The following is a 24,110-nucleotide window of genomic DNA, read 5'->3' as shown; positions in this document are numbered from 1 at the left end:
GGCGATAAGCGCATATTCCTGCGAATCTTTGTTACCAAACGCGCGATAATCAGCCTTTGGTCGAAGGCATCTTTTAATAACTTCGTCGTTACTTCGTGACACAATTTTGTCCTCTACCTTGAGAGTGACCCATGGACACCCTGCAAAATATGCGTGCTTTCAGTTGCGTAGCCCAGCTTGGCAGCTTCACGGCTGCCGCGGCGCAACTGGATACGACCACCGCGAACGTGTCGCGGGCGGTCTCCAATCTGGAAGCCCATCTGCAAACTCGGCTGCTCAACCGTACTACCCGCCGCATCGCGCTGACCGAGGCCGGCAAGCGCTACCTGATGCGCTGCGAACAGATTCTTACCTACGTTGAAGAAGCCGAGGCCGAGGCCAGCGACGCCCATGCCCGCCCGGCCGGGCAATTGAAGGTTCACTCCATGACCGGGGTGGGCCAACACTTCGTGGTCGATGCCATTGCCCGCTACCGCGAATCGCACCCGGACGTGACCTTCGACCTGACCATGGCCAACCGCGTGCCGGACCTGCTCGACGAGGGCTACGACGTGTCCATCGTGCTGGCCACCGAGCTGCCGGACTCGGGCTTCGTGTCGCAGCGCTTGGGGATCACCTACAGCATCGTCTGCGCTTCGCCCGACTACATCGTGCGCAACGGCATCGCACACAAACCTGCCGACCTGCTCAAGCACGCCTGCCTGCGCATGGTCAGCCCGGTGATCCCGCTGGAGAAGTGGCTGTTCGACGGCCCGGAAGGCCAGGAAATGGTCAACATCACCAGCTCGCCGTTCCAGGTGAACACCGCCGACGCCATGAAAACCGCGATCCGCAGTGGCATGGGCGTGGGCGTGCTGCCGATCTATTCGGCCATCGACGGGCTGCGTGACGGCAGCCTGGTGCGGGTGCTGCCCGAGTATCGGCTGCAAGAGCTGAACCTGTACGCCATCTACCCGTCGCGCCAATACCTGGATGCCAAGATCAAGACCTGGGTTGAATACCTGCGCAACTCGCTGCCGGAAATTCTGGCAGCGCATGAGGCAGACCTGAAAACCCATCAGGTGCAGATCGCCAACTGAGAAACATGCTGCATTGAGGGGAGGAGCAATGGTAGGTTGCTAACCATTGCTTCCAGCGCCAGGACCATGGGAGGGCGATGCCCTCCATTCGCAGCACAAGGCTGCTCCTACACCGACCTTTGTAGGAGCAGCCTTGTGCTGCGAATGACCGCAACGCGGTCAACTGCCTGGCAGTCCACCCTAGCCTTGCAGAGAGTTGCCGATGAAAAAGACCGTCCTGGCCTTCAGCCGCATCACCCCGGCCATGGCCGAGCGCCTGCAACAAGACTTCAACGTGATCCTGCCGAACCCCAAGCTCGGCGACATCAACGCCCAGTTCAACGAAGCCCTGCCCGAGGCCCACGGCCTGATTGGCGTCGGCCGCAAGCTTGGCCGTGCGCAACTCGAAGGCGCGGCCAAGCTTGAAGTGGTGTCCAGCGTCTCGGTCGGCTACGACAACTATGACGTCGACTACTTCAATGAACGCGGCATCGCCCTGACCAACACTCCCGACGTACTCACCGAAAGCACCGCAGACCTGGGCTTCTCGCTGATCATGGGCTGCGCCCGGCGCACGGCCGAGCTGGATGCCTGGACCAAGGCCGGCCAGTGGCAAGCCACCGTCGGCCCGGCGCACTTCGGCAGCGATGTGCACGGCAAGACTTTGGGCATCGTCGGCATGGGCAACATCGGCGCCGCCGTTGCCCGCCGCGGCCGGTTCGGGTTCAACATGCCGGTCATCTATACCGGCAACAGCCGCAAGGCCGCACTGGAGCAAGAGCTGGGGGCGCAGTTCCGCAGCCTGGAGCAACTGCTGGCCGAAGCCGATTTCGTCTGCATCGTGGTGCCGTTGTCAGACGCCACCCGCAAGCTGATCGGTGCACGGGAGCTGAAGCTGATGAAGCCAAGCGCCTTCCTGATCAACATCGCCCGCGGCCCGGTGGTCGATGAAGCAGCGCTGATCGAAGCCCTGCAGAACGGCACGATTCGCGGTGCCGGCCTGGATGTGTACGAGAAGGAACCGCTGAGCGATTCTCCACTGTTCAAACTGCCCAACGCCCTGACCCTGCCGCACATCGGCTCGGCCACCGCAGAAACCCGCGAGGCCATGGCCAACCGGGCGATGGACAACCTGCGTGCGGCGCTGCTGGGCGAGCGGCCGCAGGATTTAGTGAACCCGCAGGTGTGGAAGCATTGAGCGTTTTCAACTGACTTTATCGCGCCATTCGCAAAGCTGCTGGCGAATGGCGCACTCCCTCTGCACACACCCGTTGCGATAAGCGAGCAATCTGAAACAACTCGCTTATTGGCCCATTGCCAACGCTACGCACCTATCATTTTTGCTAGGTGACACCCGCTACACCTCAGATTAACAATGCAGAAGAACACTACCTTCATTGCTATTCTGAGGACTACCAAAATGAAAGACAACAACAAAGAACCTACTTTTGAAAAAATCGAATTTGATGACCGTGTAATGATCCCGGGACCTGAAGAGAACCTCATCAACACCGCTAAGATGGAAGATTTTTTGAATATAACCATCCCCAAAACAAGCGAATGGCCAGTTCCCTCCTATTTTTACATTATGCACTCCAGTGAGAGCGGCGTACCAATCTTTGATGATGAATACAAGGAAAAGCTTCCCGACCAGCTACACTTTCAGCTCCCTTCGGCTCGATTCAAAAAAAGCAAGAAACAATCCCTGGAATATTCATTAAAAACAAAAGATGGTTCTGAAAAGATAGTCACAACCTCTTTCACCGTCGACTTAAAAAAACCCATCCAAGCGCCTCCCTTGGAGATGGATACCACAGAATTCAACCTCGCCTACTTCGACAACTATGACGGCTTAGATTTTACAGCCCCACCTTTCACCTATAACAGAGTTGGAGACTACTGCATTGTTACTATAACCGGACCCGAGAAGATTAGCGCGACGTTGACGACACCTCCACGCGCGAAAGAGGGTGAACCCATCATAGGTAAAATACCTAAAAACACATTCTTCATTGATGAAAAACCCATTTATGGCGAGTATACCCTTATGTATACGGCCCTCTCACGCGCAGGTAACGAATCTAGAGATACAGAGGCCGTCACTGTCACATTCAGCGCATCGTGAAATCTGTGTCGGGCGGTATTTCACCCACCGATACTTCAGCATCATGACCTGAGTAAGGGGACTGTAGAAATGCGTTTGGCTTTCAGTTTGCGAAACACCAGCACATTCCCCGCCATGACCGCGACGAGCCCCAGCAACGCTGGGGCCGTCCATTGGTACCCCTCGGCAAATGCCGACACATTCAACGCCACCAACGGGAACAGCACCGTGCAATAAGCCGCGCGCTCCGGCCCCATGCGCCCAACCAGGGTCAGGTAGGCGGTGAAGCCAATCACCGAACCCGGGATCACCAGGTACATCAGCGAGCCGATGTAACGCGTGCTCCACTCCATGGCGAAGGGAATGCCGCTGAACAGGCAATAAACCGTCAGCATCGCCGCGCCATAGACCATGCCCCAGGCATTGGTGGTCATGGGCTTGAGCCCTGCTTTCTGCTGCATGCTCGACAGCATGTTGCCGGCCGAGAAGCACAGCGTGCCGAGCAAAGCCAGGCCGAGGCCGTACAGGGTTTCGCGGCTGGCGGCATGGTGGGACAGTTCGGGCCAGAACAGCAAACCCAGGCCCAGCAGCCCCAGTGCACCGCCACCCAACACGTTGGCGGCGATCTTCTGGCCAAAGAACACCCGGGCGTTGAGTGCGTTCCACAGGGTCGCGGTGGAGAACACCACGGCGATCAGGCCGCTGGCGATCCACTGGCTGGCGGTGAGGAAGCACATGAAGTTGACGCAGAACAGGCACAGGCCTTGGGCCAGACAGATCAGGTGGCCGCGGCGGTTCATGGGTTGCAGGCGGCGGGTGAGCAACAGGATGGCGAACAGGATCAGGCCGGCCAAAGCGAAGCGGTAGACGATGGACACCGGGATGGCGACCACGCCCAGTTGCAGTTTCAGGGCGATCCAGGTGGTGCCCCAGATCAGGACGGTGAGCAGGTACAGGGACAGGTTCACAGGTGGGGCCTCCTCAGGCGTTCGACCATACAACCTGGGGCCGCCTTGCGGCCCATCGTAGGCAAACCAGCGCCTACAGGAGGACGGCGCCGTACCTGTAGGAGCTGGCTTGCCTGCGAACGAGGGCGCAGCCCTCGCCAGGGCCCCCAGTGTTCCCCCTGGCCACTGCCCTGCGCTTGCACAAACTTGCGCTTTTCCAACCCAGGTAGCTGTCAGCGCAACGCAAGCGCAGTACGATGGCCTCAGAGGAATCGCCCATGACCCCACTCTCCCAGCTGCAAGTCTTCAATGCCATGCATGCCTCGCCCCACGCCCGCCTGGAGCTGAGCGCGCACCTGGGCGACGGCTTGGCTGCGGCGCTGTGGCGCAACCGCGACGATGCCCGCGATTACCAGGCGCCCAGCCATCACACGCTGTCGTGCTACATCGCCGATGGCACCGGCACCTTCCGTCGCCAGCGACCGGCCGACAAGGGCGCACCGAACAAGCTGTGCATCATGCCGGCCGGCCATGAGTCGAACTGGGTGGTCAACGGCGCGATCCGCCTGGCGCACCTGTACGTCAGCGAGGCGCAGTTCGCCCTGGGTTGCGTGCGCCTGCTGGACCGTGAGCCGCGGGAATTGCAGCTGCAGGAGGCGACGTTCCTCGATGACCCGCAACAGTCGGCGCGCTTTCGCCAGTTGATCAACCTGGCCTGGGACGAGCCCGGCGAGCGCCTGCTGGCCAGCAGCCTGGCGCATGAAATCGTCGACCACGCAGTGCTCAGCCAGGTTGGGCTACGTCAAGGGCTGCGCCTGAAAGGCGGCTTGGCGCCGAACCTGCGTCGGCAGTTGGTGGAGTACATCGAGGCGCACCTGGACCAGCCCATCACCCTCGGTGAACTGGCCCTGCGCTGCAACCTTTCCGAGTACCACTTCGCGCGCATGTTCCGCACCAGTTTCGGCTTGCCGCCACACCAGTACCTGCTGGCACGACGGCTGCACCGTGCTTGCCAGTTGCTGCGCTTGGGTCACCTGCCGCTGGGAGAGGTGGCGTTGCTGTGCGGGTTTGCCAGTGCCAGCCATTTCAGCAACCGCTTCCGCCAGGCATTCGGAGCGACGCCTGGCGACTATCGCACAGCCTTCAGCCCTTAGAACTCGAAGGTGCTGGACAGGCTCACCTGCCGCGCATCGCCAACTGCGACAAAGTACTGGTTCACTGCCGAGCTGTAGTAAACCTTGTCGAACAGGTTCTTCACGTTCAACTGCAGGCGCACGTTGTGTTCGTCGAGCTGGGTCTCGTACGTGGCAAATGCATCAGCAACGGTATAGCTGGGCAGGTCGAAAGTGTTGGTCGAGTTGCCCGAACGCTCGCCCACATAACGGGCCCCAGCACCAAAGCGCAGCCGGTCACCACCGAACACGCGGCCAAAGTCATACACCGCCGAAAGCGAGCCACTGTGCTTGGCCACGTTCTGCAGGCGGTTGCCTTCAAGGTCCGGGTCTTTGGTGACCTTGGCATCGGTAAAGGCATAACTGCCGATCAGGCTCCAGCGCTCGCTGAGCTGCCCAGTCAGGTCAAGCTCCACACCGCGTGAATTGACCTCGCCAGCATTGCTGTAGACCGTCTCGCCGGTACCCGTGTCGAAGTTGGCGACCAGCACATTACGCTTGGTGATGTCGAACAGCGCCAAGGTGCCGGTCAGGCTGCCTGGCATGTCGAGCTTGGCCCCCAGCTCCCACGACTTGCCCTCTTCGGGCGCTACCGACGCATCCAGCACCACCCCGCCGGTCAACGGCGCAATGCTGGAGTTGGGCTTGAACGACTCGCTGTAGCTGCCATAGAACGACAGCTGGTCATCGACCTTGTAGACGATGCCGGCATGCGGCACCCAGGCCTGGCCGCTAGTGTCGGTATTGGCTTTGAACGGGCGACCGCGGCCGGCGTATTGGTCGAACTGCTGGAAGCGCGCACCGGCCACCAGGATCCAGTGCTCATCCAGGTGCAGGGCGTCCTGCACGAACAGCGCGTCGGTGCGCAGTTTGTCGGTCTGGTCGCTGTCGCTGGCGCGCACGTTGCTGCCCTCCACTTCCTGGCCGTAGACCGGGTTTTCATAGCTGAAGGTAGACTGCGCCGTCTGGCGGATCAGGTCGCCACGAAATACCTTGCGGTCTTCGTGATCGAGGCCGAACAACAGGTCATGCTGCAGGCCGCCCAGCTCGACGTTGCCCGCAAGGCTCAGGGTGGCGAACTGGTCGCGGCTCATGGCGTTGTGCGTGCCGTCGATGCTGCGCGTCAGCGTGCCCGTGGCTTCGTTGACGCCCGTCACGCGGACCTGGCTGGCGTCGTAGGTCTCGCGGTTGAAGCTGTAGCCGAAGTGCAGCTTCCAATCGTCGGCCAACTGATGGTCGACCTCTAGGCGATACAGGTCAGAGCGCCCTTCCATGTCGTTGAATGGCTCATCCAGGCGACGCGTGGCCGGAATGTCCAAGGGGTGGCCGTTGCTGCCAAAGGCCGTGCCGCGGTCGAACGGGTAAAGAAACTCACGGTGCTCGTACGCCACCACCACCTGGGTGTCCTCGCCCAGCCAGGCCAGCGACGGCGCTACCAGCGATTCGCGGTGCACACCGAAGTTGCGCCAGTAGTCCTCATCTTCGTGGTCGACGATCAGGCGGTAGGCGAAGTTGCTGTCGCCGAGTGCGCCGGTGCTGTCGAAACCACCACCGCTGCCATTTTTGCCGCTGCCGTAGGTCGAGCCACGCACCGTCAGGGCGTTGTACTGCTGCAGTTGCGGGCGCTTGCTGACCACGTTGATGACCCCGCCTGGATCCTGGATACCATACAGCAGCGAGGCCGGGCCCTTGAGCACTTCGACCCGCTCGGTGCTGGCATTAAGGCTGCGGCCCTGCACGATGGGCATGCCGTCACGCATGATCGAACCGTCGCGGTTGTCGCCAAAGCCGCGCTTCATCACGGTGTCGGAAGTGCCGCCAAAGTTGTTGCCCTGGGTAATGCCGCTGACGTTGGTCAAGGCATCATCGAGGTTGCGCGGGGCCTGGTCGCGAATGACCTGGGCCGGGACCACGTTGATGGCCTGGGGGATGTCCTGGTTCGGGCCCTGGCCACGCATGATCGAGGCCGTGGCCGGGGGCTGATAGCTGTAGGCGTCCATCTGCGAGGTCACGGTGGTGGCCTGCAGGTTGAGTGCCCCGGCGTTACTCACGGCTTCGAGGGTGAAGGTGCGGGCATCGACGCGGCGCCAGGCCAGGCCGGAAGTGCCCAGCAATTGCTGCAGCGCCTGCTCTGCGCTGAAGGTGCCGTTGAGGGCAGGGGCCTGCAGGCCAGGAAGCTCGAGGGTGTACACCACGCTCTGGCCGGTGGCTCGGCTGAAGGCATTGAGCGCCTGGGCCAAAGGTTGGCTCGGCTGGGCAAACGTGTACGCCTGTACCTGCTCGGCCGCCCCGGCCAGCGGTGCGATGGCGATGACCGGGCACACCGAAAGGCCGAGCCAGAGGGGGACGCAACGCGGGGTAAACTTCATGGACGCTGACCTGTAAGTGGGTGTTGATTGCGAATGAATCGCACTTCCACTCATTACACGGATGCCACGTCCTGTTACCTCATCCGTTAATTGAATTTTTTTCCTGGGCCGGCCTCTTCGCGGGCAAGCCCACAGGTTCTGGAACAGGTGCCTAGCGGATAATCGTCAACCGCCCCAAGACGGTCTGCCGGGAAAAGCCCATCACATTGCCAAGTGAATCGAGCGCTGCCAAAGGCGCTTGCACCGGGAAACTGCCACTGACCTTGCGCTGCCCCAACTCACCCTCGAGCAGCAGGATGCGCCCCGGGTAGTACCGCCCGAGGTCTTCGACCACCTGCGCCAGCGGCACTTGGTAGTAATTCAGCCAGCCCTGGCGCCAAGCCAGGCGGCTCTCGCTGTCTACGCTCACGGTGCTGCCCGCATGGCCGTCAACGTAAGCCAGCTGCTGATTGGCCGTCAGTTCACGGGCGGCCGCGCCTTGCCCCGGCGTCACCGCGACCCGCCCACTGCGCACGGTCACCTGCGCGCCATCCCCCTGCTCACGCACCTCGAACTGGGTGCCCAGCACCCGCACCTCACCGCCTGCGGCAGTTACCATAAACGGCTCGCCGGTGTGGGTGACCTGGAAGAACGCCGCCCCGCGCAGCAGCCGCACACGGCGCTCGCCCTGGGCGAAGTCGACCGTGATTGCGCTGCCTGCATCTAGTGTCACCTGCGATTGATCGGCCAGGGTCACCTGGCGGACGTTCCCGGCGCTGCGGTAGTCGGCCTGCAGGTCCTGCAGCCAGTAGCCAGGGTGCCACCCCCCCACGGTGCCAACCGCCAGCACCAGGCAGGCTGCAACCGCCAAGGCGGCGACGCGTTGGCGCCAACGGCCTCGGGCAGGCGCCTTGGCCATGGCATCCAGGTACTTTTGCAGGCCCTCACGCTCTTCATCGGCCAGCCGCGCCGCTGGCGCCGCGCTCATCTGCCACAGCGCCTGAGCCTGTGCGTACGCCTCTCGATGCCCCGGGTCGGCCAGCAACCAACGCTTGAACGCCGCACCTTGGGCTTGCTCAGGCTGTTCGTTGATGCGGCTCAGCCACTGCAGCGCGGCCTGTGACTGCGCGGCAGTGATCGGATTCGGACGGCTCATCGACGGGCGCTCCCTGGCCTGCGTAGGGTGGAAACGGGCTCGGCGACACTCGCCTTGCACGCTTCGAGGGCGCGCATCATATGCTTTTCAACGGCGCTCTGGGACAGTTGCATGGCCGTGGCGATCTCGCTGTACGTGCAGCCGTGGATACGATTGAGCAGGAAGATCTGCCGCGTGCGATCGGGCAAGGCACGCAACGCAGCCTCGATGCGTTGCAGGTCGTGATCGACCTCCAGGGCTTGCTCAGGTTCTGCAGCGCTGGACTGCTCATCCACGGCTTGCGTGGCTTCAGCCACGCGCTCGCGGCTGCCTTCGCTGCGCAGGTGGTCGATGGCAAGGTTGCCGGCGCAGCGCAAAAGGTAGGTGTCCAGTGCTTGCACCTTGACCTCGGGGCGGCGCCAGAAGCGCAGGAACAACTCCTGGACCAGGTCCGATGCCGTGGCCCGGCAACCGACCCGGCGGCTGACCAATGCCTCCATGCGCGCACGCTGCGCCAGAAACACCTGCACGAAGCGCGCACGCCCGCCAGTATGGTCAGCGTCTGGCTCGATCACGTCACCCGGCTCGCTCAAGGCGTCATACACCAAGCACGGCCAACAGCGGGCCGAGCACCACGCTGATGGCGGCCAGGCCCAACAACAGGCGGGGCTGGTACGGCAGGGCGAACACCCACAGGGTCACCCCCGCCATCAACACCGCTATCCACTCCACCAGGCCATGCGCCCACCCCCGCATGTGCACGCTGAGTACCAGCGACAGCACCAGCAGCAGCCAGCCACCGACGCGCAGCACATGCAACTGTTGCGCCTGCGGTTTGCGCCCAAGCAGCTCCTTGAAGTGTTTTTCCATGGCCAGGCACAGGGCGACGAAGCCCGCGAAGCCGATCAGCGCACTACCTAGCATCCGCTCACCTCGCCGCCCTCGACCGTCGGTTTTTGGGCCGCGCGTGAGGCGCGCTTGGTAACCGGCTTTGCCGGGCGCAGCATTTTGCTGGCCGTCCACGCCAGGAACACGCCGGTGGCCAGCGCCGTGAGGTCGAACCCGGCCATGGCCCAGTCGCCAGACCGCAATGACTGATCGAGGCCCTGGCCTGTGGTCAGGCCATTGAGCAGCGGCAGCAAGGCGAAGGCCAGCGCGCCCAGCGCCAGTTGCTCTCCCCAGGCGCGGCGCCCGGATCGCAGCACGGCATGCACCAGCGACAATGCCCAGACCAGGAAGAACGTGTTGACCTCCCAATCGGCGCGGCCCTCGGCAGCCACAGGGATCAGCCGATTAGCCCAGAAGAACCCTGCCACCGCCAGCAGCAGGCCACTCATGCTGGCAATGTTGAGCACCTCGACCAAGCGCAATTCGCCGGGCATGTGCGCGCTCTTGGCATGCTTGAGCTGACGCTTGCCCAGCCACATCACCAACCCTGTGCCGATGACTGCTGTACCGGCCACGCCGAAGACAAAGTACAACCAGCGCAGCCAGGGCCCGGCGAAATTGCCCATGTGCAGGCCGGCAAAACTGAAGGCCGTCATCATCGCACCGCTCTCCGGTGCACCTTGGGTCAGCAGCGCGCCGCTGGCGCCATCGAAGGTCCAGTGGGTGCTACGCCGGTAGGCGACATTGTCTGCCGAGGACTGGGTGAAGGTGACACGGGCATTGCGGTCACCGGGGTTTTGCAGCTGGATGAAACCGATGCGTGCACCCGGCGCCAGTTCCTCGACTTTGGCGTACAGCGTCGGCAACGGCACCAGGGGCGTCGCGACGTTGGCAGCCTTGGGCGCATCGTCGCGGCCGAACAGCTCGTTGAAGTACTCGCCGGTATTGCCGCCATAGCTGGCCAGAATGCCGGCAGGCATCACCATGTACATGAACAGCACCAGGCTGCTGTAGCTGATCATCAGGTGGAACGGCAGCACCAGCACGCCGATTGCGTTGTGCCCGTCCAGCCAGGAGCGCTGGCCTTTGCCAGGGCGGAAGGTGAAAAACTCTTTGAAGATCTTCTTGTGGGTGATGATCCCGGTAACCAAGCCCAGCAGCATGATGAAGGCACAGAACGTCGACAGCCAACGGCCGAACGGGTACGGCATCTCCAGCTGGAAGTGGAAGCGGTAGAAAAATTCGCCGCCACGGCTATCGCGCGCCTCGACCGGCTGGCCAGTCTGCGCATCGAGGCTTTTGCTGACAAAGCCGCGGCGCCCCGCCTCGGGGTCGCGCCAGCCCACGTTCAGCGCCGCCTCGCGCGCGTTGGGCAAGCGGATCATCCAGTTGCTGGCGTGCGCGGCGTTGGCCTCCAGGTAGCGCTGGGCCAAGCCCAGGCTGTTTACAGGGTCGAGCGCATGGCTACGCACCTCGGGCTGGGTCCAGTGGTTGATCTCGTCCTTGAAGTACGAAAGCGTGCCGGTGAGGAAGATGGCGAACAGCAACCAGCCGAAGATCAGGCCGGTCCAGGTGTGCAACCAGGCCATGGCCTGGCGAAAGCCTTCTTTCATGGGTTTTTCATCCAGTAGGCAAAACCGCTGACCACGCCCAGCAGCACGCTTGGCAACAGCACGCCCCACCAGGCACGCCAGGCGCTACGGCAAGCGAAGCACCAGATGAACGCCAGCACGTAGAAGACGAACGACAACAGCAAGCCCGTGAGTGTCGCGTCGACCCGTGGCAAGGGCGCCAGCAGGGCGATGCTGACACTGGCCATGGATGCCAGCAGATAACCGCCCAGCGTTGCAGCCAGGCAGCGTGAGGCCACGGCCAGGCGGTAGCTGAGCGGGAGACCGGCGGCGTTGCGCTTCATGGCGGAGGTCCGGGCATTTTCGGGGCTGCAATAATAATGATTTCAATTCGCATAAGCAAAATATTGCCGCTGCTTAGCCGCCCATCGCTGACGGGCTGGCGATCCGCCCCTGGAGGATTGCCGAGCACCGGGTCGCCCACTACAATGCGAACAATTATTACTTCCAATCGCGCATCTTGGCGCCGGAGTATCCACGGTGTCCAGCGCCCTTTCCTCCACGGTCGAAGGCCTCTATCACGCCCATCACAACTGGCTGACCGGCTGGTTGCGCCGCCGCCTTGGCTGCCCGCAGAGTACCGCCGACCTGGCACAGGACACTTACGTACGCCTGCTTCAAGCACGCGAGACACCGCAATTGATCGAACCCCGGGCGTTCCTGGCCACGGTCGCCAAGCGGGTGCTGTGCAATCACTTTCGGCGCCAGGAACTGGAACGCGCCTACCTCCTAGCCTTGGCCCAAGTGCCGGAAGACGTGGCACCGAGCGAAGAACAGAAAGCGATCATCTTCGAGACGCTGCTGGAGCTCGACCGCCTGCTGGATGGCCTGCCAGCGCTGGTCAAGCGTGCCTTCCTGCTGGCGCAGGTCGACGGCCTGGGCCAGGGCGAAATCGCGCGTGAGCTGAACGTGTCACTGGCCACGGTCAAACGCTACCTGAACAAGGCGGCCATGCGCTGTTACTTCGCCCTGTGAATACCCAGTTTTCTCCGCAGGTAGCCGAGCAGGCCGTGCATTGGTTGATCGAGTCCCAGGGTGCTGATTTTGACCGGGCCCAGCAGTTGGCGCTGGAGCACTGGTTACAAGCCGACCACGAACACCAGCGCGCCTGGGCGCATATTCAGCAGGTCAATCAGCGGCTACGCGGGGTGGCTTCGCCCGTGGTGCATGCGACGCTGCAAGCGCCGCCATCGGCCGCTCGACGGCGTGCGCTCAAGGCCTTGCTGCTGCTCGGTGTGGCCAGTGCCACAGGGTTGGGGCTGCAGCAGCACAACCCGTTGCCAGGGCTAATGGCCGACTACCGCAGCCCAGTCGGCCAGCGTCGGCGGCTGAACCTGGAAGACGGCAGCCTGCTGCAACTCAATACCCGTAGCGCCGCCGATGTGCGCTTTGATGGGCACCAGCGGGTGGTGCGCCTGCTCGAAGGCGAACTGGCGCTGGAGGTGGCCAAGGATGCCCGGCCCTTGCTGCTGCGCACCGGCGAAGCTGCGCTGCAGTTGGACAGCGGCCGTTTCAACGTGCGCCAGTACGACGGGTTCAGCCTGGTGTCGGTGTTCAGTGGCGTCGCCAGTGTGTCGGGTGAGGCCTTGCTGGCAGGGCAACAGGCCCGATTGGGGGGCAACGGCTGGCGGGCGGTCACAGCGCTGGACCGCAATGCCGGGGCCTGGGTCGACGGCATGCTGGTAGCGTCGCAGATGCGCCTGGGGGATTTCCTGGCCGAGCTCGGCCGCTACCGGCAGGGGCAACTGGGGTGCAGCGAGCGGGTCGCCGACTTGCGGATTTCCGGGTCTTACCCGCTGGATGACAGTGAGCGAATTCTGCAGATGCTGGAGGTGGCATTGCCGGTGCGGGTGCGACGGTTTACCCGGTACTGGGTGACGGTCGATAGCCTGACATGAGGTCGCCGGGCCCCCACCTACAGCGCCACCCTCGCAATCACTACAGCCCCTGTGGGAGCAACTGTCTTGTGGTGCTTGTTCCGGCCTCTTCGCGGGCAAGCCCGCTCCCACAGGTAACTGCGCAGGCTCAGACCTTGTGAGGACCCTGTGGAAGCTGGCTTGCCGGCCATAGGCTGCACAGCAGCCGCAGATTTTTTTGCATTCACCTGAGCCATTTCCCAACGTTCGCGTGACAGACAAGGCAAACCCCTTCTCTCAGGACCTCACCCATGCCGTTGCGCCCCAGCCCCCTCGTCCACGCCCTGCTGCTCGCCACCACCCTCGGCCTCGCCAGCCCCGCGGCCCACGCCGAAGCGCGCACTTACCACATCGCCGCCGGCTCCCTTGAAGACGCCCTCAACCAGTTCGGTCGCGAGAGCGGCGCATTGATCTCGTTCGGCTCGCAACTGACCCAAGGCATGAACACCCCAGGCCTGGACGGCCAGTACGATGTGCGCCAGGGCCTCGACGCGCTGCTGCGCGGCAGTGGCCTGCAAGCCCGGCAAGAAACCGACAACGCCTTCAGCCTGCAGCCGCTGAGTGCCGCCAGCACCAGCGCCGCCGTCGAGCTGGGGGCTTCAACGGTGGTCGGCGACTGGTTGGCCGAAGCCCAGCAAGACAACGTCTTCGAACACCCCGGCGCCCGCGACGTCGTGCGCCGTGAAGCCTTCGAGCGCAGCGGCGCCACCACCGCGCGCGACGTGCTCAACCGCATCCCTGGGGTGAATGCGCCAGACAACAACGGCACCGGCAGCCATGACCTGGCGCTGAACTTTGGTATCCGTGGCCTCAACCCACGCCTGGCGTCGCGCTCCACCGTGCTGATGGACGGCATCCCGGTGCCGTTCGCGCCGTACGGCCAGCCTCAGTTGTCACTGGCGCCGATCAGCATGGGCAACATGGATGCCGTGGACGTGGTGCGCGGCGGCGGCGCGGTGCGCTATGGCCCGCAGAACGTCGGCGGCATCGTCAACTTCGTGACCCGTGCAATCCCTGAAGAGGCCACCTTCAAGGCCGCCATGCAAAACCAGATCAGCCCGTCCTCGAGCCACGACGGTTTCAAGAACAGCGCCAACCTGCTGGTCGGCGGCACCAATGCCAACGGCCTGGGCGGCGCCCTGCTCTACTCTGGCACCCGTGGCGGCGACTGGCGCGAGCACAGCGACACGCAGATTGATGACCTGATCCTCAAGGGCAAACTGCAACTGGATGAGGCCAATAGCCTGCACGCCATGGCCCAATACTACGAAGGCGAAGCCGACATGCCCGGCGGCCTGAGCACTGCCGATTTCGATGCCGACCCGTATCAATCGACGCGCCTGAAGGACAAGTTCTGGGGCCGTCGCACGCTGGTCAACGTCGGCTACGACTACAAGCAGGACGACCGCCAATTCAGCGTCAACAGCTTCTTCACCAAAACCCTGCGCAGTGGCTACCTCGACCAGGGCAGCTTCGTTTCGCTGTCGCCGCGCGAATACTGGGTGCGCGGTATCGAAACCCGGTTCTCCCAAGGCGTTGCGCTGGGTGACAGCTGGCACGAACTGGGCATCGGCTACCGCTATGTCAACGAAGCCGGCCACGAATTGCGCTTCCGCGAACCAGTCAACGGGGACCTGCCGACCACTGCCAGCCGCAACGACCGCGATACCCGCGGCAGCACCGAAGCCCACGCCATCTACCTGGACGACCGTATCGACATCGGCCGCTGGACCATCACCCCGGGCGTACGCTACGAGATGATCGACTCCGAACAGAGCAACACGCTCAATGGCCAGCGTTACCAGGGCAGCTACAACACCGCGTTGCCGGCGTTGAACGTGATGTACCACCTCACCGACCGCTGGAACCTGTATGCCAACACCGAGGGTTCGTTCGGCAGCGTGCAGTACAGCCAGATGCCCAACCGCGTCAGCAGCGGTGAAGTAAAACCCGAAAAAGCACGCACCTGGGAAGTCGGCACCCGCTACGACAATGGCGACGTGCAAGCGGAGATCGGCGCGTTTCTGATCAATTTCGACAACCAGTATGAAAGCAACCAGACCAACGATTCGGTGATTGCACGCGGTGAGACCCGTCACCAAGGCATCGAGACCAGCATCCGCTATGCCCTCGACGGCCTGAGCCCGGCACTGGCCGGCTTCGACGTGCATGCCAGCTACGCGTTCGTCGATGCCAGCATCCGCGAAGACGGCCCGAACAAGGGCAATCAGGTGCCGTTCTCTTCACGGCACAAGGGCACCTTGGGCGTCGGCTACACCGAAGGCCCGTGGCAGGTGGACCTGGATAGCAGCTTCCAGAGCAGCCAGTATGCCGACAACGCCAATACCGGCGAGGAAAGTGCCGATGGCAGCACCGGGCGTATCCCCGGCTACATGCTGGTCAGCACCCGCGCCGGGTATGACTTTGGCCCGCAGCTGTCGAACCTGAAGGTGGCGGTAGGCGTGAAGAACCTGTTCAACCGCGAGTACTACACGCGTTCGTTCGACGACAACAACAAGGGTAAGTATGTGGGTGAACCACGGACCCTCTACGTGCAGACCTCGGTAGCCTTCTGACGAAACCCGGGGGTCGCTGCGCGGCCCTCGCCTTGCAGTTGCAACAAGAAATTTATTTTCAAAAAGGGCTTGAAATCATTCCGCCGTTGCCTGACCTTAGAGTCAAGAGGCGCAGAAATTCCAAGGGTCTCAAGGGCCTAGGCACGCCTCCATGCGAGCAAGCTGAATAAGGATTGAATCATGCAAATCCAGGTCAACAGCAGCAACCATATCGAAGGTAACGCCCGGCTCGACGAGTGGGTCCGCAGTACGCTGGAAAGCTCACTGGAACGTTACGAGGACGACCTCACCCGCATCGAGGTGCACCTGCGTGACGAGAACGGCGCCAAACCCGGACCGCATGACAAACGTTGCCAAATGGAGGCTCGCCCGAAAGGCCACCAACCGATTTCCGTGACCCACACCGCCACCTCGCTGGACCAGGCGGTCGATGGCGCCGCCACCAAGCTCAACCACGCGCTTGAACACTTCTACGGCAAGTTGCGCAGCAAGCGCGGCGTGCTGGAGCTAAGTGACCCCGACGCCTGAGGGTGGTAACAAAACGCCCGGCCTAGTGCCGGGCGTTTTCGTTTCTGTCGATCAACGGCGCTGAACCAACGCGCGCTCATGCCGGTCAACCCCTGCACTCAATCGCTGCAGAACGCATGACCATGAACAACCCCTTCGCACAGATCAGCGCCGCCTTCGCCCCCGAGTACCGGGTCAACCTGAGCATCGTCGACTTGGATGGCAGCATCATGCTCACCCTTGCCGACGACGCTGGCGTGGTCGCCAAGCGCCTGATCAGCCAGGCCCAGCGCAACGACCCGGTGCGCTTGCAGCGGGTCATCGACAGCATCCGCCTGGGCCTGGCCATCGAACTGAGCCAGAACCCGATGCAAGTGCTCGCCGCACTCACCCGCGATGCGCAGCATGCACCGCGTCACTTCGTGGCCAACTGAGGGCTACTTGCCCTCGTCCACTTCCTTGCCATTGGCATCCAGCACCTTGGTCGAGGGGTAGCGGTACGACGCGTAGCGCACCACCAGGATCGAGAACGCCAGCAACAGGATGCCACCGCACAGGTACAACAGCCCCTCGTCCGGCGCCTTGTGGTGCGACACATCGCCAATCAGCAGGCGGGTCAATGCGGTGATCGCCACGTACAGCAAAAAGCGGATGGGCATGTGGTTGGTCTTGAAGTAGATCCCGACCATGGCCCCCAGCTCCAGGTAGATGAACAGCAGCAGGATGTCATCGACACTGACCCCGCCCTTGCCGAGCATGTCCAGGAAGGTCATCACCGCCGCGTAGGCGGTGATGGCGCCAATGCCGAACAGCGCCAGATAATGGAATGCCTCGACGCACAGGTTGCCCAGCGAGTCGGCCGAGCCGTGCAGGCCCTTGCGCAGCTTTTCAGCCCATTTGATGTTCACGATTGTCCCATTCCCCGATACGCCATGAAGGATGATGCGTCACCTGTGTGACGCTTGTGCCATGCAGTTAAAGGGCCAGGCCCTCGCCTTGGAAGGCGACCGATTGCCGCAAGGCACCTGTGGGCTACGCTTTTGCGGGAAGATTCTGGTTGCGCAACGATACCCAATGCCATTACTGTATAAAGATACAGTAAAACGCAACCCAACCAGCAAAAAGGCATAGAGGTGATGAATGGCCGTCGAAGTGGTGTACCGCAGCAGCCGCGACCCGGAGCGCTTGTTCATGGATAAGGCCGAAGCAGATCGTCACGACAAGATGCTCGAACTGGCCGAGCGCCTGGCAGAAGTGCTGCACAAGGCGGTGCCATCGCTGACCGAGCAACAGGTCGAGGAAGCCGGTATCTACATGGCCAAGAACCGCGACGTGTTCGCCCGGGCGTTCAAGAGCCAGCCAGATGCGTTGGCAGAGTTGCTCGAAGGCCAAGCCCAGTAAGAGCAGCCTTGGGCTGCGATGAGGCCCTTGAAGTCGAACAATGAATGCTAGCCATACCGGCCCTTTCGCAGCACAAGGCTGCTCCTACAGGGGGAGCGTCAGGCTTAGCCGTAGAGCAGCCGCTCTGCCAGCATCTGCGCCACCCGCGCCGGCGAGCGCTTCTCTGCCTGGGCATGGCCAAACACTTCGGTGAGCCGCGTAGGAATGCGCGCCAGGTGCGCGGTGATGGTCCCCAGGTCTTCGCCCCGATGGGTCAACGCTACGTAGATCAGCCCACCGGCATTGATCACATAGTCGGGCGCATACAGTATCCCGCGCGATTCCAACTGGTCGGCAACCTGCAGGGTGGTCAGCTGGTTGTTCGCCGCCCCCGCCACCGCCGCACAGCGCAGCTGCATCACGCTCTGCCCGTTCAGCACAGGCCCTACGCCACACGGGGCGAAGATGTCGCAGGGGGTGCTGATCAAGGCATCGTTGGTCACCGGGTGGGCATTGAACTGCTCGACCGCCAACCGCACCCGCCCGGGGTCCAGGTCGCTCACCAACAGCTCCGCTCCCGCCGCGTGCAGTTGCTCGGCCAAGGCATAGCCAACGTTACCCAGCCCTTGTACGGCCACCCGCAAGCCTTCCAGGTTGTTACTGCCCAGCCGTGCTTTCGACGTGGCGCGGATGCCGGCGAACACACCCATGGCGGCATGGGGCGAAGGGTCGCCCGAGGCTGTTGTGCTGGTCACATGCGGCGTGCTCTGCGCGATGCAGTCCATATCCACCGTCGAGGTACCGCTGTCCACAGCCGTGATGAAGCGCCCCTGCAAGGTGTCGACGAAACGGCCGAATGCCTCGAACAGCGCAGCGCGGTTTTCCACATGGGGGTTGCGCATGATCACAGCCTTGCCGCCGCCCAAGGCCAAACCGGCCAGCGCGGCCTTGTAGCTCATGCCCTGGGCCAAGCGGATCGCGTCGACCATGGCACTCTCGTCATCGGCGTAAGGCAGGTAGCGACAACCGCCCATGGCCGGGCCCAGCTGCTCGCTGTGGATCGCCACCACCGCCTTCAGCCCCGTTGGCGGGTCGATGAACAGGTGCAGCGATTGGGTACGGGTGCTTTGCATTAGCGCGAACATCGACGGGCTCCCCAGCGAGGTGCTCCTATCAGTATAGGCAGGCCCAAGTACGGGAAGCCTCGGTCAGACCACTGGACGAAACCGCGCGCCACAGCTAATAGTTAAACGTGTGTGGAGAAGCCCCATGAAGCCACGTCAAGCCTGCCTGGCCTGCCTGGAACGCGAGCCTGTCGCCCTGCTGGAAGCCGCATTGTGGATGGCCGCCGAGCACGACCGAAGTGTCGAGCCCGCGAACAGCCTTGCCCTGCTGCACGACCTGCACCGCGAGATAAGCGCCAACCTGCCGATGCTGCCCCTGTGCGAACTGGCCCAGCCGCTGCTGCGCCAACTCAATGCACTGGGCTTTCAACAAGATGAATATCACCCGTTGCGGCCGCACGCGGCGATGATGGACAAAGTGCTGCAGCGCCGCCGTGGCCAGCCATTGACCTTGGCCATCCTGGCCTTGGAGCTGGCTGGGCGGCTGTCGATCCCGCTTGAAGGCGTTGCATTTCCCGGCCATTTCCTGCTGCGCGTGCCCGGCGCCGACCACCTGCTCGACCCTTGCGGCGGCAGGCGCTTGTACCCCAGTGATTGCCGCGACCTGCTCGCCCGCCAGTTCGGCCCACACGTGCCGCTGAGTGCAGAGCACATGCGCACGGCCAGCCCACGGCAAATGCTGCAACGCCTGTCACGCAACCTGCGCCAATTGCACATCAGCAACGACAACCACCTGGCTGCGTTGATCGACGCCGAACGGGTAATGCAGCTGGGCCCGGTGCAAGTCAGCGACTACACCACCCGCGCATCGCTCTACCAGTTTCTGGATTGCCCGCAGGCCGAACGCTTCGACTTGGAGCATGCCCTGCTACTCACAGAAGACCCGGTCCAACGCCTGAAGCTTTCCGAGCGGATCGGCAAACTCCCGACGGTGAACCGTTCGATTCACTGAGCCGGGGTATCCGGCTGCTGCGAAGGATGCGCCTGGATGAACGCCGGGTGCTGGGCCGCCAGGGCGGCGACCCGACGAATGCGCGGGTAACCGCCGAGGTCGATGTTGAACCGCTCGGCAGCGTACACCTGCGGCAGCAAGTAGACATCCGCCAAGCCCGGCGTGTCGCCAAAGCAGAAGCCGTGGTCGCCGATCAGTTGCTCGACCGCCGACAGCCCTTGGCCGATCCAGTGCGCGATCCACTGGTTGACCTGAGGCTCGTCCTGCCCGGCCTGGCGCAGCAGGTTGAGCACGCTGACGTTGTGCAACGGGTGAATATCGCAGCCGATGATCGCCGCCACACCGCGCACCTTGGCCCGCGCCTCGGCCGTGTCCGGCAGCAGCGCAGGGTGTGGATAAACCTCTTCCAGGTACTCGATGATCGCCGGTGACTGCACCAACAGCGCACTGCTGTCGGTGCGCAGGGCCGGTACACGGCCCTGCGGGTTCACGGCGACATAGTCCGCACCGCGCTGCTCGCCCTTGAGCAGGTTGACCGGCAAGGACTGGTAACCCAGCCCCTTCAGCGCCAGCGCGATGCGCACCCGGTAGGACGAGGTGGAACGGTAGTAGGTGTACAGCTCCATACCCCTGCCCCCTCAGTTGGCTGCGATGACTTTGCCGCGGCATTCGCCGAAGCCGATGCTGGCCACGCCATCACGCGTGCAACGGGCACGCAGGATGATTTCGTCGCCGTCTTCGAGGAACTTGCGCACCTCACCGCTGGCCAGCTCCACCGGCTGCTTGCCGCCCTCGGTGATCTCTAGCAGGCTGCCAAAAGAGCCTGGCGTTGCCCCCGACAGCGTGCCCGAACCGAACAGGTCGCCCGGTTGCAGTTGGCAACCGTTGACGCTGTGGTGGGCAACCATCTGCGCCACGGTCCAGTACATGCTGCGGGTGTTGCTCAGGGTCAGCCGGTGAGCCGCAATGCCTTGCTCGCGCATGCGCTCGGTCAGCAGCAGCACTTCCAGTTCGATATCGAACGCACCCTTGGCCTGGTCACGTGCATCCATCAGGTAGGACAACGGCTGCGGATCGCCTTGCGGGCGCGCCGGCTGCGCAGCGCGGAACGGCTCCAGGGCCTCGGCCGTCACCACCCAGGGCGAAATGCTGGTAATGAAACTCTTGGACAAAAACGGCCCCAGTGGCTGGTATTCCCAGGCCTGAATATCACGCGCCGACCAGTCGTTGAGCAGGCAGAAGCCGGCGACGTGCTCGGCGGCATCACCCACCGGGATCGACTCGCCCATGTCGTTGCCCTGGCCAATCCAGATACCCAGCTCCAGCTCGTAGTCCAGGCGCGCGCAGGGCCCGAAGCTTGGCTCGGTGTGCCCGGCTGGCAGGGTTTGGCCTTTGGGGCGGCGCACATCGGTACCGGAGGGGCGAATGGTTGAAGCGCGACCGTGGTAACCGATCGGCACATGCTTGTAGTTGGGCAGCAGCGGGTTGTCCGGGCGGAACAGCTTGCCGACGTTTTTGGCGTGCTCGATGCCGACATAAAAGTCGGTGTAGTCACCGATCTTGGCGGGCACATGCAGTTGGCAATCACTGGCTGGGTAGAGCGCGGCGTTCAGCGCCGACTGGTGTTCGCTATGCTCACCGAGCAGCGCCAGCAGGCGCTCACGCAGGGCGACACGGGCGCTACGGCCGAGGGCGAAGAAGGCGTTCAGCGCACCACCGCGGGTAGCCTCCACCGCAGCCTTGGCCTCACCGTCGAACAAGCCCGCAGCGAGCACCGCTTCCAGGTCAAGGATGGCATCGCCGATGGCCACGCCGCAGCGCAGCGCTTCACCCGGCCGGCTGAAGATGCCCAACGGCAGGTTCTGCAGCGGGAAATCGCTGTGCCCGTTGGCATGCTCGACCCAGCTACGGGTAATGGCGGTCTGGTTCATGGGTTATCTCCGGTTCGGGTTGAAGGTGCTCGGCAAGGTGGCCCAGCAACTATCGTAGTCGGCCTGCAATTGCGGGCATTCGAGCGCATGGCGGCTCGGACGCAGCACTTGGCTGGTCTCGAACATGAAGGCCATGGTGTTGTCGATCTTGTGCGGCGCGAGGTCGGCGGCGATGGCCTTGTCGCACGTCTCGGCGTCGGGGCCATGGGCGCTCATCACCCCGTGCAGCGAAGCGCCGCCCGGCAGGAAACCCTCGGCCTTGGCATCGTAGGCACCCTGGATCAGGCCCATGAACTCGTTCATCAGGTTGCGGTGGAACCATGGCGGACGGAAGGAGTTCTCGGCCACCATCCAGCGCGGCGGGAAGATCACGAAGTCCATGTTGGCCAGGCCATGCACGCTGGTGGGTGACGTCAGCACGGTGAAGATGGACGGGTCTGGGTGGTCGAAGCTCACCGTACCGATGGTGTTGAAGCGGCGCAGGTCGTATTTGTAGGGCACGTTGCTGCCATGCCAGGCGACCACGTCCAGCGGCGAATGCTGCAACTCGCAGGCCCAGTGTTCGCCAAGGAACTTCTGCACCAGTTGCACCGGGCCCTCGGCTTCTTCGTAATGCGCGACCGGCGTGAGGAAGTCACGCGGGTTGGCCAGGCCGTTGCTGCCGATGGGCCCAAGGTCCGGAATGCGCAGCGGCGCGCCGTGGTTTTCAGCCAGGTAGCCACGCGCCTGGCCATCGAGCAGCTCGACGCGAAACTTCATGCCCCGTGGGATCACTGCGATTTCCAGCGGCTCGACGTCCATGACCCCAAGCTCGGTAGCGATGCGCAGGCGGCCCTGTTCCGGCACCAGCAGCAGTTCACCGTCGGCATTGAAGAACACCCGCTCCATGGAGCGGTTGGCACTGTAGATGTAGATGCTCACGCCCGCCGGTTTATCTGCGGGCGCGTTGGCCACCATCGGCACCCAGCCTTCGATGAAATCGGTGGGCTCGGCAGGGATGGGTTGCGGGTTCCAGCGCAGGCGGTTTGGGGTGACGGCGCCCAGCGGCCCACTCAGCGGCTGACGTGCCAGGCGCTCGAAGCGTGGGTGCAGTGCAGACGGGCGGATGCGGTACAGCCAGGTGCGGCGCAACTCACTGCGGGTCATGGTGAACGCCGTGCCCGAAAGCAGTTCGGCATACAAGCCGTAGGGGGCTTTCTGCGGCGAATTCTGCCCGACCGGCAATGCACCTGGCAGTGCTTCGCTGGCGAACTCGTTGCCGAAGCCGCTCAGGTAGTGAAGGTCGGGGGACGTGTCGCGGTTCATCGATGCCTCCGGGCTCTGGCAGAGCCGTTGCTGGCAGCTGGCTGCTGGGGTGGCAGCACGTCTGCATTGTTTTTATCGTAATCAGATTACGAATAACGTAATTTGCTACGGGCAAGGCGTCAAGCTATAAAGGCGCGACTCGACGAATCCGGATACCTATGCCCATGGCCAAAGCCAGCTCACCCACCGATAACGGCAAGCAGAAGGTCCGCTCGGCGGAAGTCGGCACCGATATCCTCAAGGCACTCGCCGAACTCTCCCCCTCCACGTCCCTGTCACGCCTGGCGGAGCATGTGCAGATGCCGGCCAGCAAGGTGCACCGCTACCTGCAGGCGCTCATTGCCAGCGGCTTTGCCGAACAGGATGCGGCCACCAACCACTATGGCCTGGGGCGTGAGGCGTTGCGCGTGGGGTTGGCGGCATTGGGCAGCATCGATGTGCTGAAGATTGCGGCGCTGCCGTTGTCGCAGCTGCGCGATGAGCTGAACGAGAGCTGCTTCATTGCCGTTTGGGGCAATCAGGGCGCGACCGTGGTCAGCATCGAGCCTGCGGTGCGTGCGGTTACGGTGGTGACTCAGATCGGGTCGGTGCTGCCGCTGCTCAGTTCGTCCACCGGCCTGGTGTTCGCCGCCTACCTGCCGGCGCGCGAAACTGACGAGCTGCGCGACCGGGAGCTGGCAGCGCTGCAGCACAGCGCCAGCGATTATGCGGCCGTGCTGGAGGGCATCCGTGAACGTGGCCTGCACCATGTGCATGGCCTGTTGATGCCGGGTGTGGATGCGCTGTCTGCACCGGTATTCAACGCTCTGGGGCAGATCGCTGCGGTGATGACCGTGGTCGGCCCGACGTCGATTTTCCATGCCGACGAGCACGGGCCTGCGGCGCAGCGGTTGCTGGCTGCAGCGCGCGATACCAGCTGGCGGATGGGGTACGCGGCTGAAGGGTGAGCGGAATGGGCACTGTTGCCCGAAACGTAAAGGTGAATGTCGTAAGCGGCTATTTTTCCTACAGGATCAAGCGCTTATTCTTAACTCACTGGCCGGCCTGAAGGGCACTACCCCCCCGCCCTTCAGGCCTGCGAGGTTCACCGACGTAGATTTTGAAGCTCCTTGATCTAACGTCTCGATTGGCCGCTG

24 protein-coding genes are annotated in these 24,110 nt (G+C 63.1%); 12 read left to right on the top strand and 12 right to left on the bottom strand.

The genetic code is table 11. The annotated features are described in order from the left end of the window. The first annotated feature begins 131 nt into the window (after positions 1-131). The 3 genes from D886_RS0118260 to D886_RS0118250 all read left to right on the top strand — a co-directional run bounded on the left by D886_RS0118260 (position 132) and on the right by D886_RS0118250 (position 3,183). Positions 132-1,079 carry a LysR family transcriptional regulator gene (locus D886_RS0118260; RefSeq protein WP_027595283.1) on the top strand — a complete coding sequence of 316 codons (948 nt, stop codon included), beginning with the start codon at positions 132-134 and terminating at the stop codon, positions 1,077-1,079. A gap of 202 nt (positions 1,080-1,281) precedes the next feature. Next, entirely contained in the window at positions 1,282-2,256 is a 975-nt protein-coding gene (locus D886_RS0118255; RefSeq protein ID WP_027595282.1) for a D-glycerate dehydrogenase, read from the top strand. A 222-nt stretch (positions 2,257-2,478) separates the two neighbouring features. Further along, positions 2,479-3,183, top strand: a complete 705-nt coding sequence (locus D886_RS0118250; protein WP_155951446.1) for a hypothetical protein — start codon at positions 2,479-2,481, stop codon at positions 3,181-3,183. Positions 3,184-3,224: 41 nt separating this feature from the next. On the opposite strand, the gene D886_RS0118245 is transcribed toward D886_RS0118250, so the two are convergent. Next, on the bottom strand, positions 3,225-4,130 hold the full coding sequence (locus tag D886_RS0118245; RefSeq protein WP_027595280.1) for a DMT family transporter: 906 nt from the start codon (positions 4,128-4,130) through the stop codon (positions 3,225-3,227). 257 nt (positions 4,131-4,387) lie between these two features. Between D886_RS0118245 and D886_RS0118240 the strand changes: the two genes are divergently transcribed. Beyond that, positions 4,388-5,263, top strand: coding sequence for a helix-turn-helix domain-containing protein (locus D886_RS0118240; RefSeq protein WP_027595279.1), 876 nt, complete (start codon positions 4,388-4,390; stop codon positions 5,261-5,263). Here D886_RS0118240 and D886_RS0118235 read toward each other — a convergent pair. The 6 genes from D886_RS0118235 to D886_RS0118210 form a co-directional block, all read right to left on the bottom strand. Further along, positions 5,260-7,650 (bottom strand): TonB-dependent receptor, encoded by a 2,391-nt coding sequence (locus tag D886_RS0118235; protein WP_027595278.1) that lies wholly within the window; start codon positions 7,648-7,650, stop codon positions 5,260-5,262. The two genes, D886_RS0118240 and D886_RS0118235, sit on opposite strands and share 4 nt — an antisense overlap. A 151-nt stretch (positions 7,651-7,801) precedes the next feature. Then, positions 7,802-8,785 (bottom strand): FecR domain-containing protein, encoded by a 984-nt coding sequence (locus D886_RS0118230; protein WP_027595277.1) that lies wholly within the window; start codon positions 8,783-8,785, stop codon positions 7,802-7,804. Further along, complete coding sequence (locus D886_RS0118225; RefSeq protein WP_027595276.1) at positions 8,782-9,357, bottom strand: RNA polymerase sigma factor; 576 nt, start codon at positions 9,355-9,357, stop codon at positions 8,782-8,784. Before D886_RS0118225 ends, D886_RS0118230 begins: the two co-directional genes overlap by 4 nt. A gap of 4 nt (positions 9,358-9,361) precedes the next feature. Then, entirely contained in the window at positions 9,362-9,688 is a 327-nt protein-coding gene (locus tag D886_RS0118220) for a DUF3325 domain-containing protein (protein ID WP_027595275.1), read from the bottom strand. Further along, on the bottom strand, positions 9,682-11,265 hold the full coding sequence (locus tag D886_RS0118215; RefSeq protein ID WP_027595274.1) for a PepSY domain-containing protein: 1,584 nt from the start codon (positions 11,263-11,265) through the stop codon (positions 9,682-9,684). The genes D886_RS0118220 and D886_RS0118215 overlap by 7 nt, the downstream gene beginning before the upstream one ends. Then, entirely contained in the window at positions 11,262-11,567 is a 306-nt protein-coding gene (locus tag D886_RS0118210) for a DUF3649 domain-containing protein (protein WP_027595273.1), read from the bottom strand. The genes D886_RS0118215 and D886_RS0118210 overlap by 4 nt, the downstream gene beginning before the upstream one ends. A gap of 196 nt (positions 11,568-11,763) precedes the next feature. On the opposite strand from D886_RS0118210, the gene D886_RS0118205 reads away from it, so the two are divergent. The 5 genes from D886_RS0118205 (at position 11,764) to D886_RS0118185 (ending at position 16,716) form a co-directional block, all read left to right on the top strand. Further along, positions 11,764-12,258, top strand: coding sequence for a sigma-70 family RNA polymerase sigma factor (locus D886_RS0118205; protein WP_027595272.1), 495 nt, complete (start codon positions 11,764-11,766; stop codon positions 12,256-12,258). Further along, a complete protein-coding gene (locus D886_RS0118200) occupies positions 12,255-13,181 on the top strand; it encodes a FecR domain-containing protein (RefSeq protein WP_027595271.1) in 927 nt (308 codons plus the stop codon). Before D886_RS0118205 ends, D886_RS0118200 begins: the two co-directional genes overlap by 4 nt. Before the next feature lie 269 nt (positions 13,182-13,450). Further along, positions 13,451-15,775, top strand: coding sequence for a TonB-dependent Fe(3+) dicitrate receptor FecA (gene fecA / locus D886_RS0118195; protein ID WP_027595270.1), 2,325 nt, complete (start codon positions 13,451-13,453; stop codon positions 15,773-15,775). A gap of 180 nt (positions 15,776-15,955) precedes the next feature. Next, entirely contained in the window at positions 15,956-16,303 is a 348-nt protein-coding gene (locus D886_RS0118190; protein ID WP_027595269.1) for an HPF/RaiA family ribosome-associated protein, read from the top strand. A gap of 122 nt (positions 16,304-16,425) precedes the next feature. Then, positions 16,426-16,716 (top strand): DUF3509 domain-containing protein, encoded by a 291-nt coding sequence (locus D886_RS0118185; protein WP_027595268.1) that lies wholly within the window; start codon positions 16,426-16,428, stop codon positions 16,714-16,716. 3 nt (positions 16,717-16,719) lie between these two features. Here D886_RS0118185 and D886_RS0118180 read toward each other — a convergent pair whose 3' ends face one another. Continuing rightward, positions 16,720-17,190 carry a phosphate-starvation-inducible protein PsiE gene (locus tag D886_RS0118180; RefSeq protein WP_027595267.1) on the bottom strand — a complete coding sequence of 157 codons (471 nt, stop codon included), beginning with the start codon at positions 17,188-17,190 and terminating at the stop codon, positions 16,720-16,722. 232 nt (positions 17,191-17,422) lie between these two features. Here D886_RS0118180 and D886_RS0118175 point away from each other — a divergent pair, with 232 nt between their 5' ends. Next, positions 17,423-17,683, top strand: a complete 261-nt coding sequence (locus D886_RS0118175) for a YebG family protein (RefSeq protein WP_027595266.1) — start codon at positions 17,423-17,425, stop codon at positions 17,681-17,683. Positions 17,684-17,787: 104 nt separating this feature from the next. On the opposite strand, the gene D886_RS0118170 is transcribed toward D886_RS0118175, so the two are convergent. Then, entirely contained in the window at positions 17,788-18,807 is a 1,020-nt protein-coding gene (locus D886_RS0118170) for a Glu/Leu/Phe/Val dehydrogenase dimerization domain-containing protein (RefSeq protein ID WP_027595265.1), read from the bottom strand. A 124-nt stretch (positions 18,808-18,931) separates the two neighbouring features. On the opposite strand from D886_RS0118170, the gene D886_RS0118165 reads away from it, so the two are divergent. Beyond that, the gene (locus D886_RS0118165) at positions 18,932-19,738 is read left to right on the top strand and encodes a SirB1 family protein (RefSeq protein WP_027595264.1); all 807 of its coding nucleotides are present in this window, start codon (positions 18,932-18,934) and stop codon (positions 19,736-19,738) included. Here D886_RS0118165 and maiA read toward each other — a convergent pair. The 3 genes from maiA to hmgA are packed head-to-tail and all read right to left on the bottom strand — an operon-like array spanning position 19,732 to position 22,974. Beyond that, positions 19,732-20,364, bottom strand: coding sequence for a maleylacetoacetate isomerase (gene maiA / locus D886_RS0118160; RefSeq protein ID WP_027595263.1), 633 nt, complete (start codon positions 20,362-20,364; stop codon positions 19,732-19,734). The two genes, D886_RS0118165 and maiA, sit on opposite strands and share 7 nt — an antisense overlap. A 12-nt stretch (positions 20,365-20,376) precedes the next feature. Next, complete coding sequence (fahA, locus tag D886_RS0118155; protein ID WP_027595262.1) at positions 20,377-21,669, bottom strand: fumarylacetoacetase; 1,293 nt, start codon at positions 21,667-21,669, stop codon at positions 20,377-20,379. 3 nt (positions 21,670-21,672) lie between these two features. Further along, positions 21,673-22,974 carry a homogentisate 1,2-dioxygenase gene (gene hmgA / locus D886_RS0118150; RefSeq protein ID WP_027595261.1) on the bottom strand — a complete coding sequence of 434 codons (1,302 nt, stop codon included), beginning with the start codon at positions 22,972-22,974 and terminating at the stop codon, positions 21,673-21,675. Between the two features lie 164 nt (positions 22,975-23,138). Here hmgA and D886_RS0118145 point away from each other — a divergent pair, with 164 nt between their 5' ends. After that, complete coding sequence (locus D886_RS0118145) at positions 23,139-23,921, top strand: IclR family transcriptional regulator (RefSeq protein WP_027595260.1); 783 nt, start codon at positions 23,139-23,141, stop codon at positions 23,919-23,921. Positions 23,922-24,110: the final 189 nt, after the last annotated feature.

The organism is Pseudomonas sp. LAIL14HWK12:I7, from assembly GCF_000483465.1.
GTDB classification, from domain to species: domain Bacteria; phylum Pseudomonadota; class Gammaproteobacteria; order Pseudomonadales; family Pseudomonadaceae; genus Aquipseudomonas; species Aquipseudomonas kermanshahensis.
This window is presented reverse-complemented; position numbering and strand designations above follow the sequence as displayed.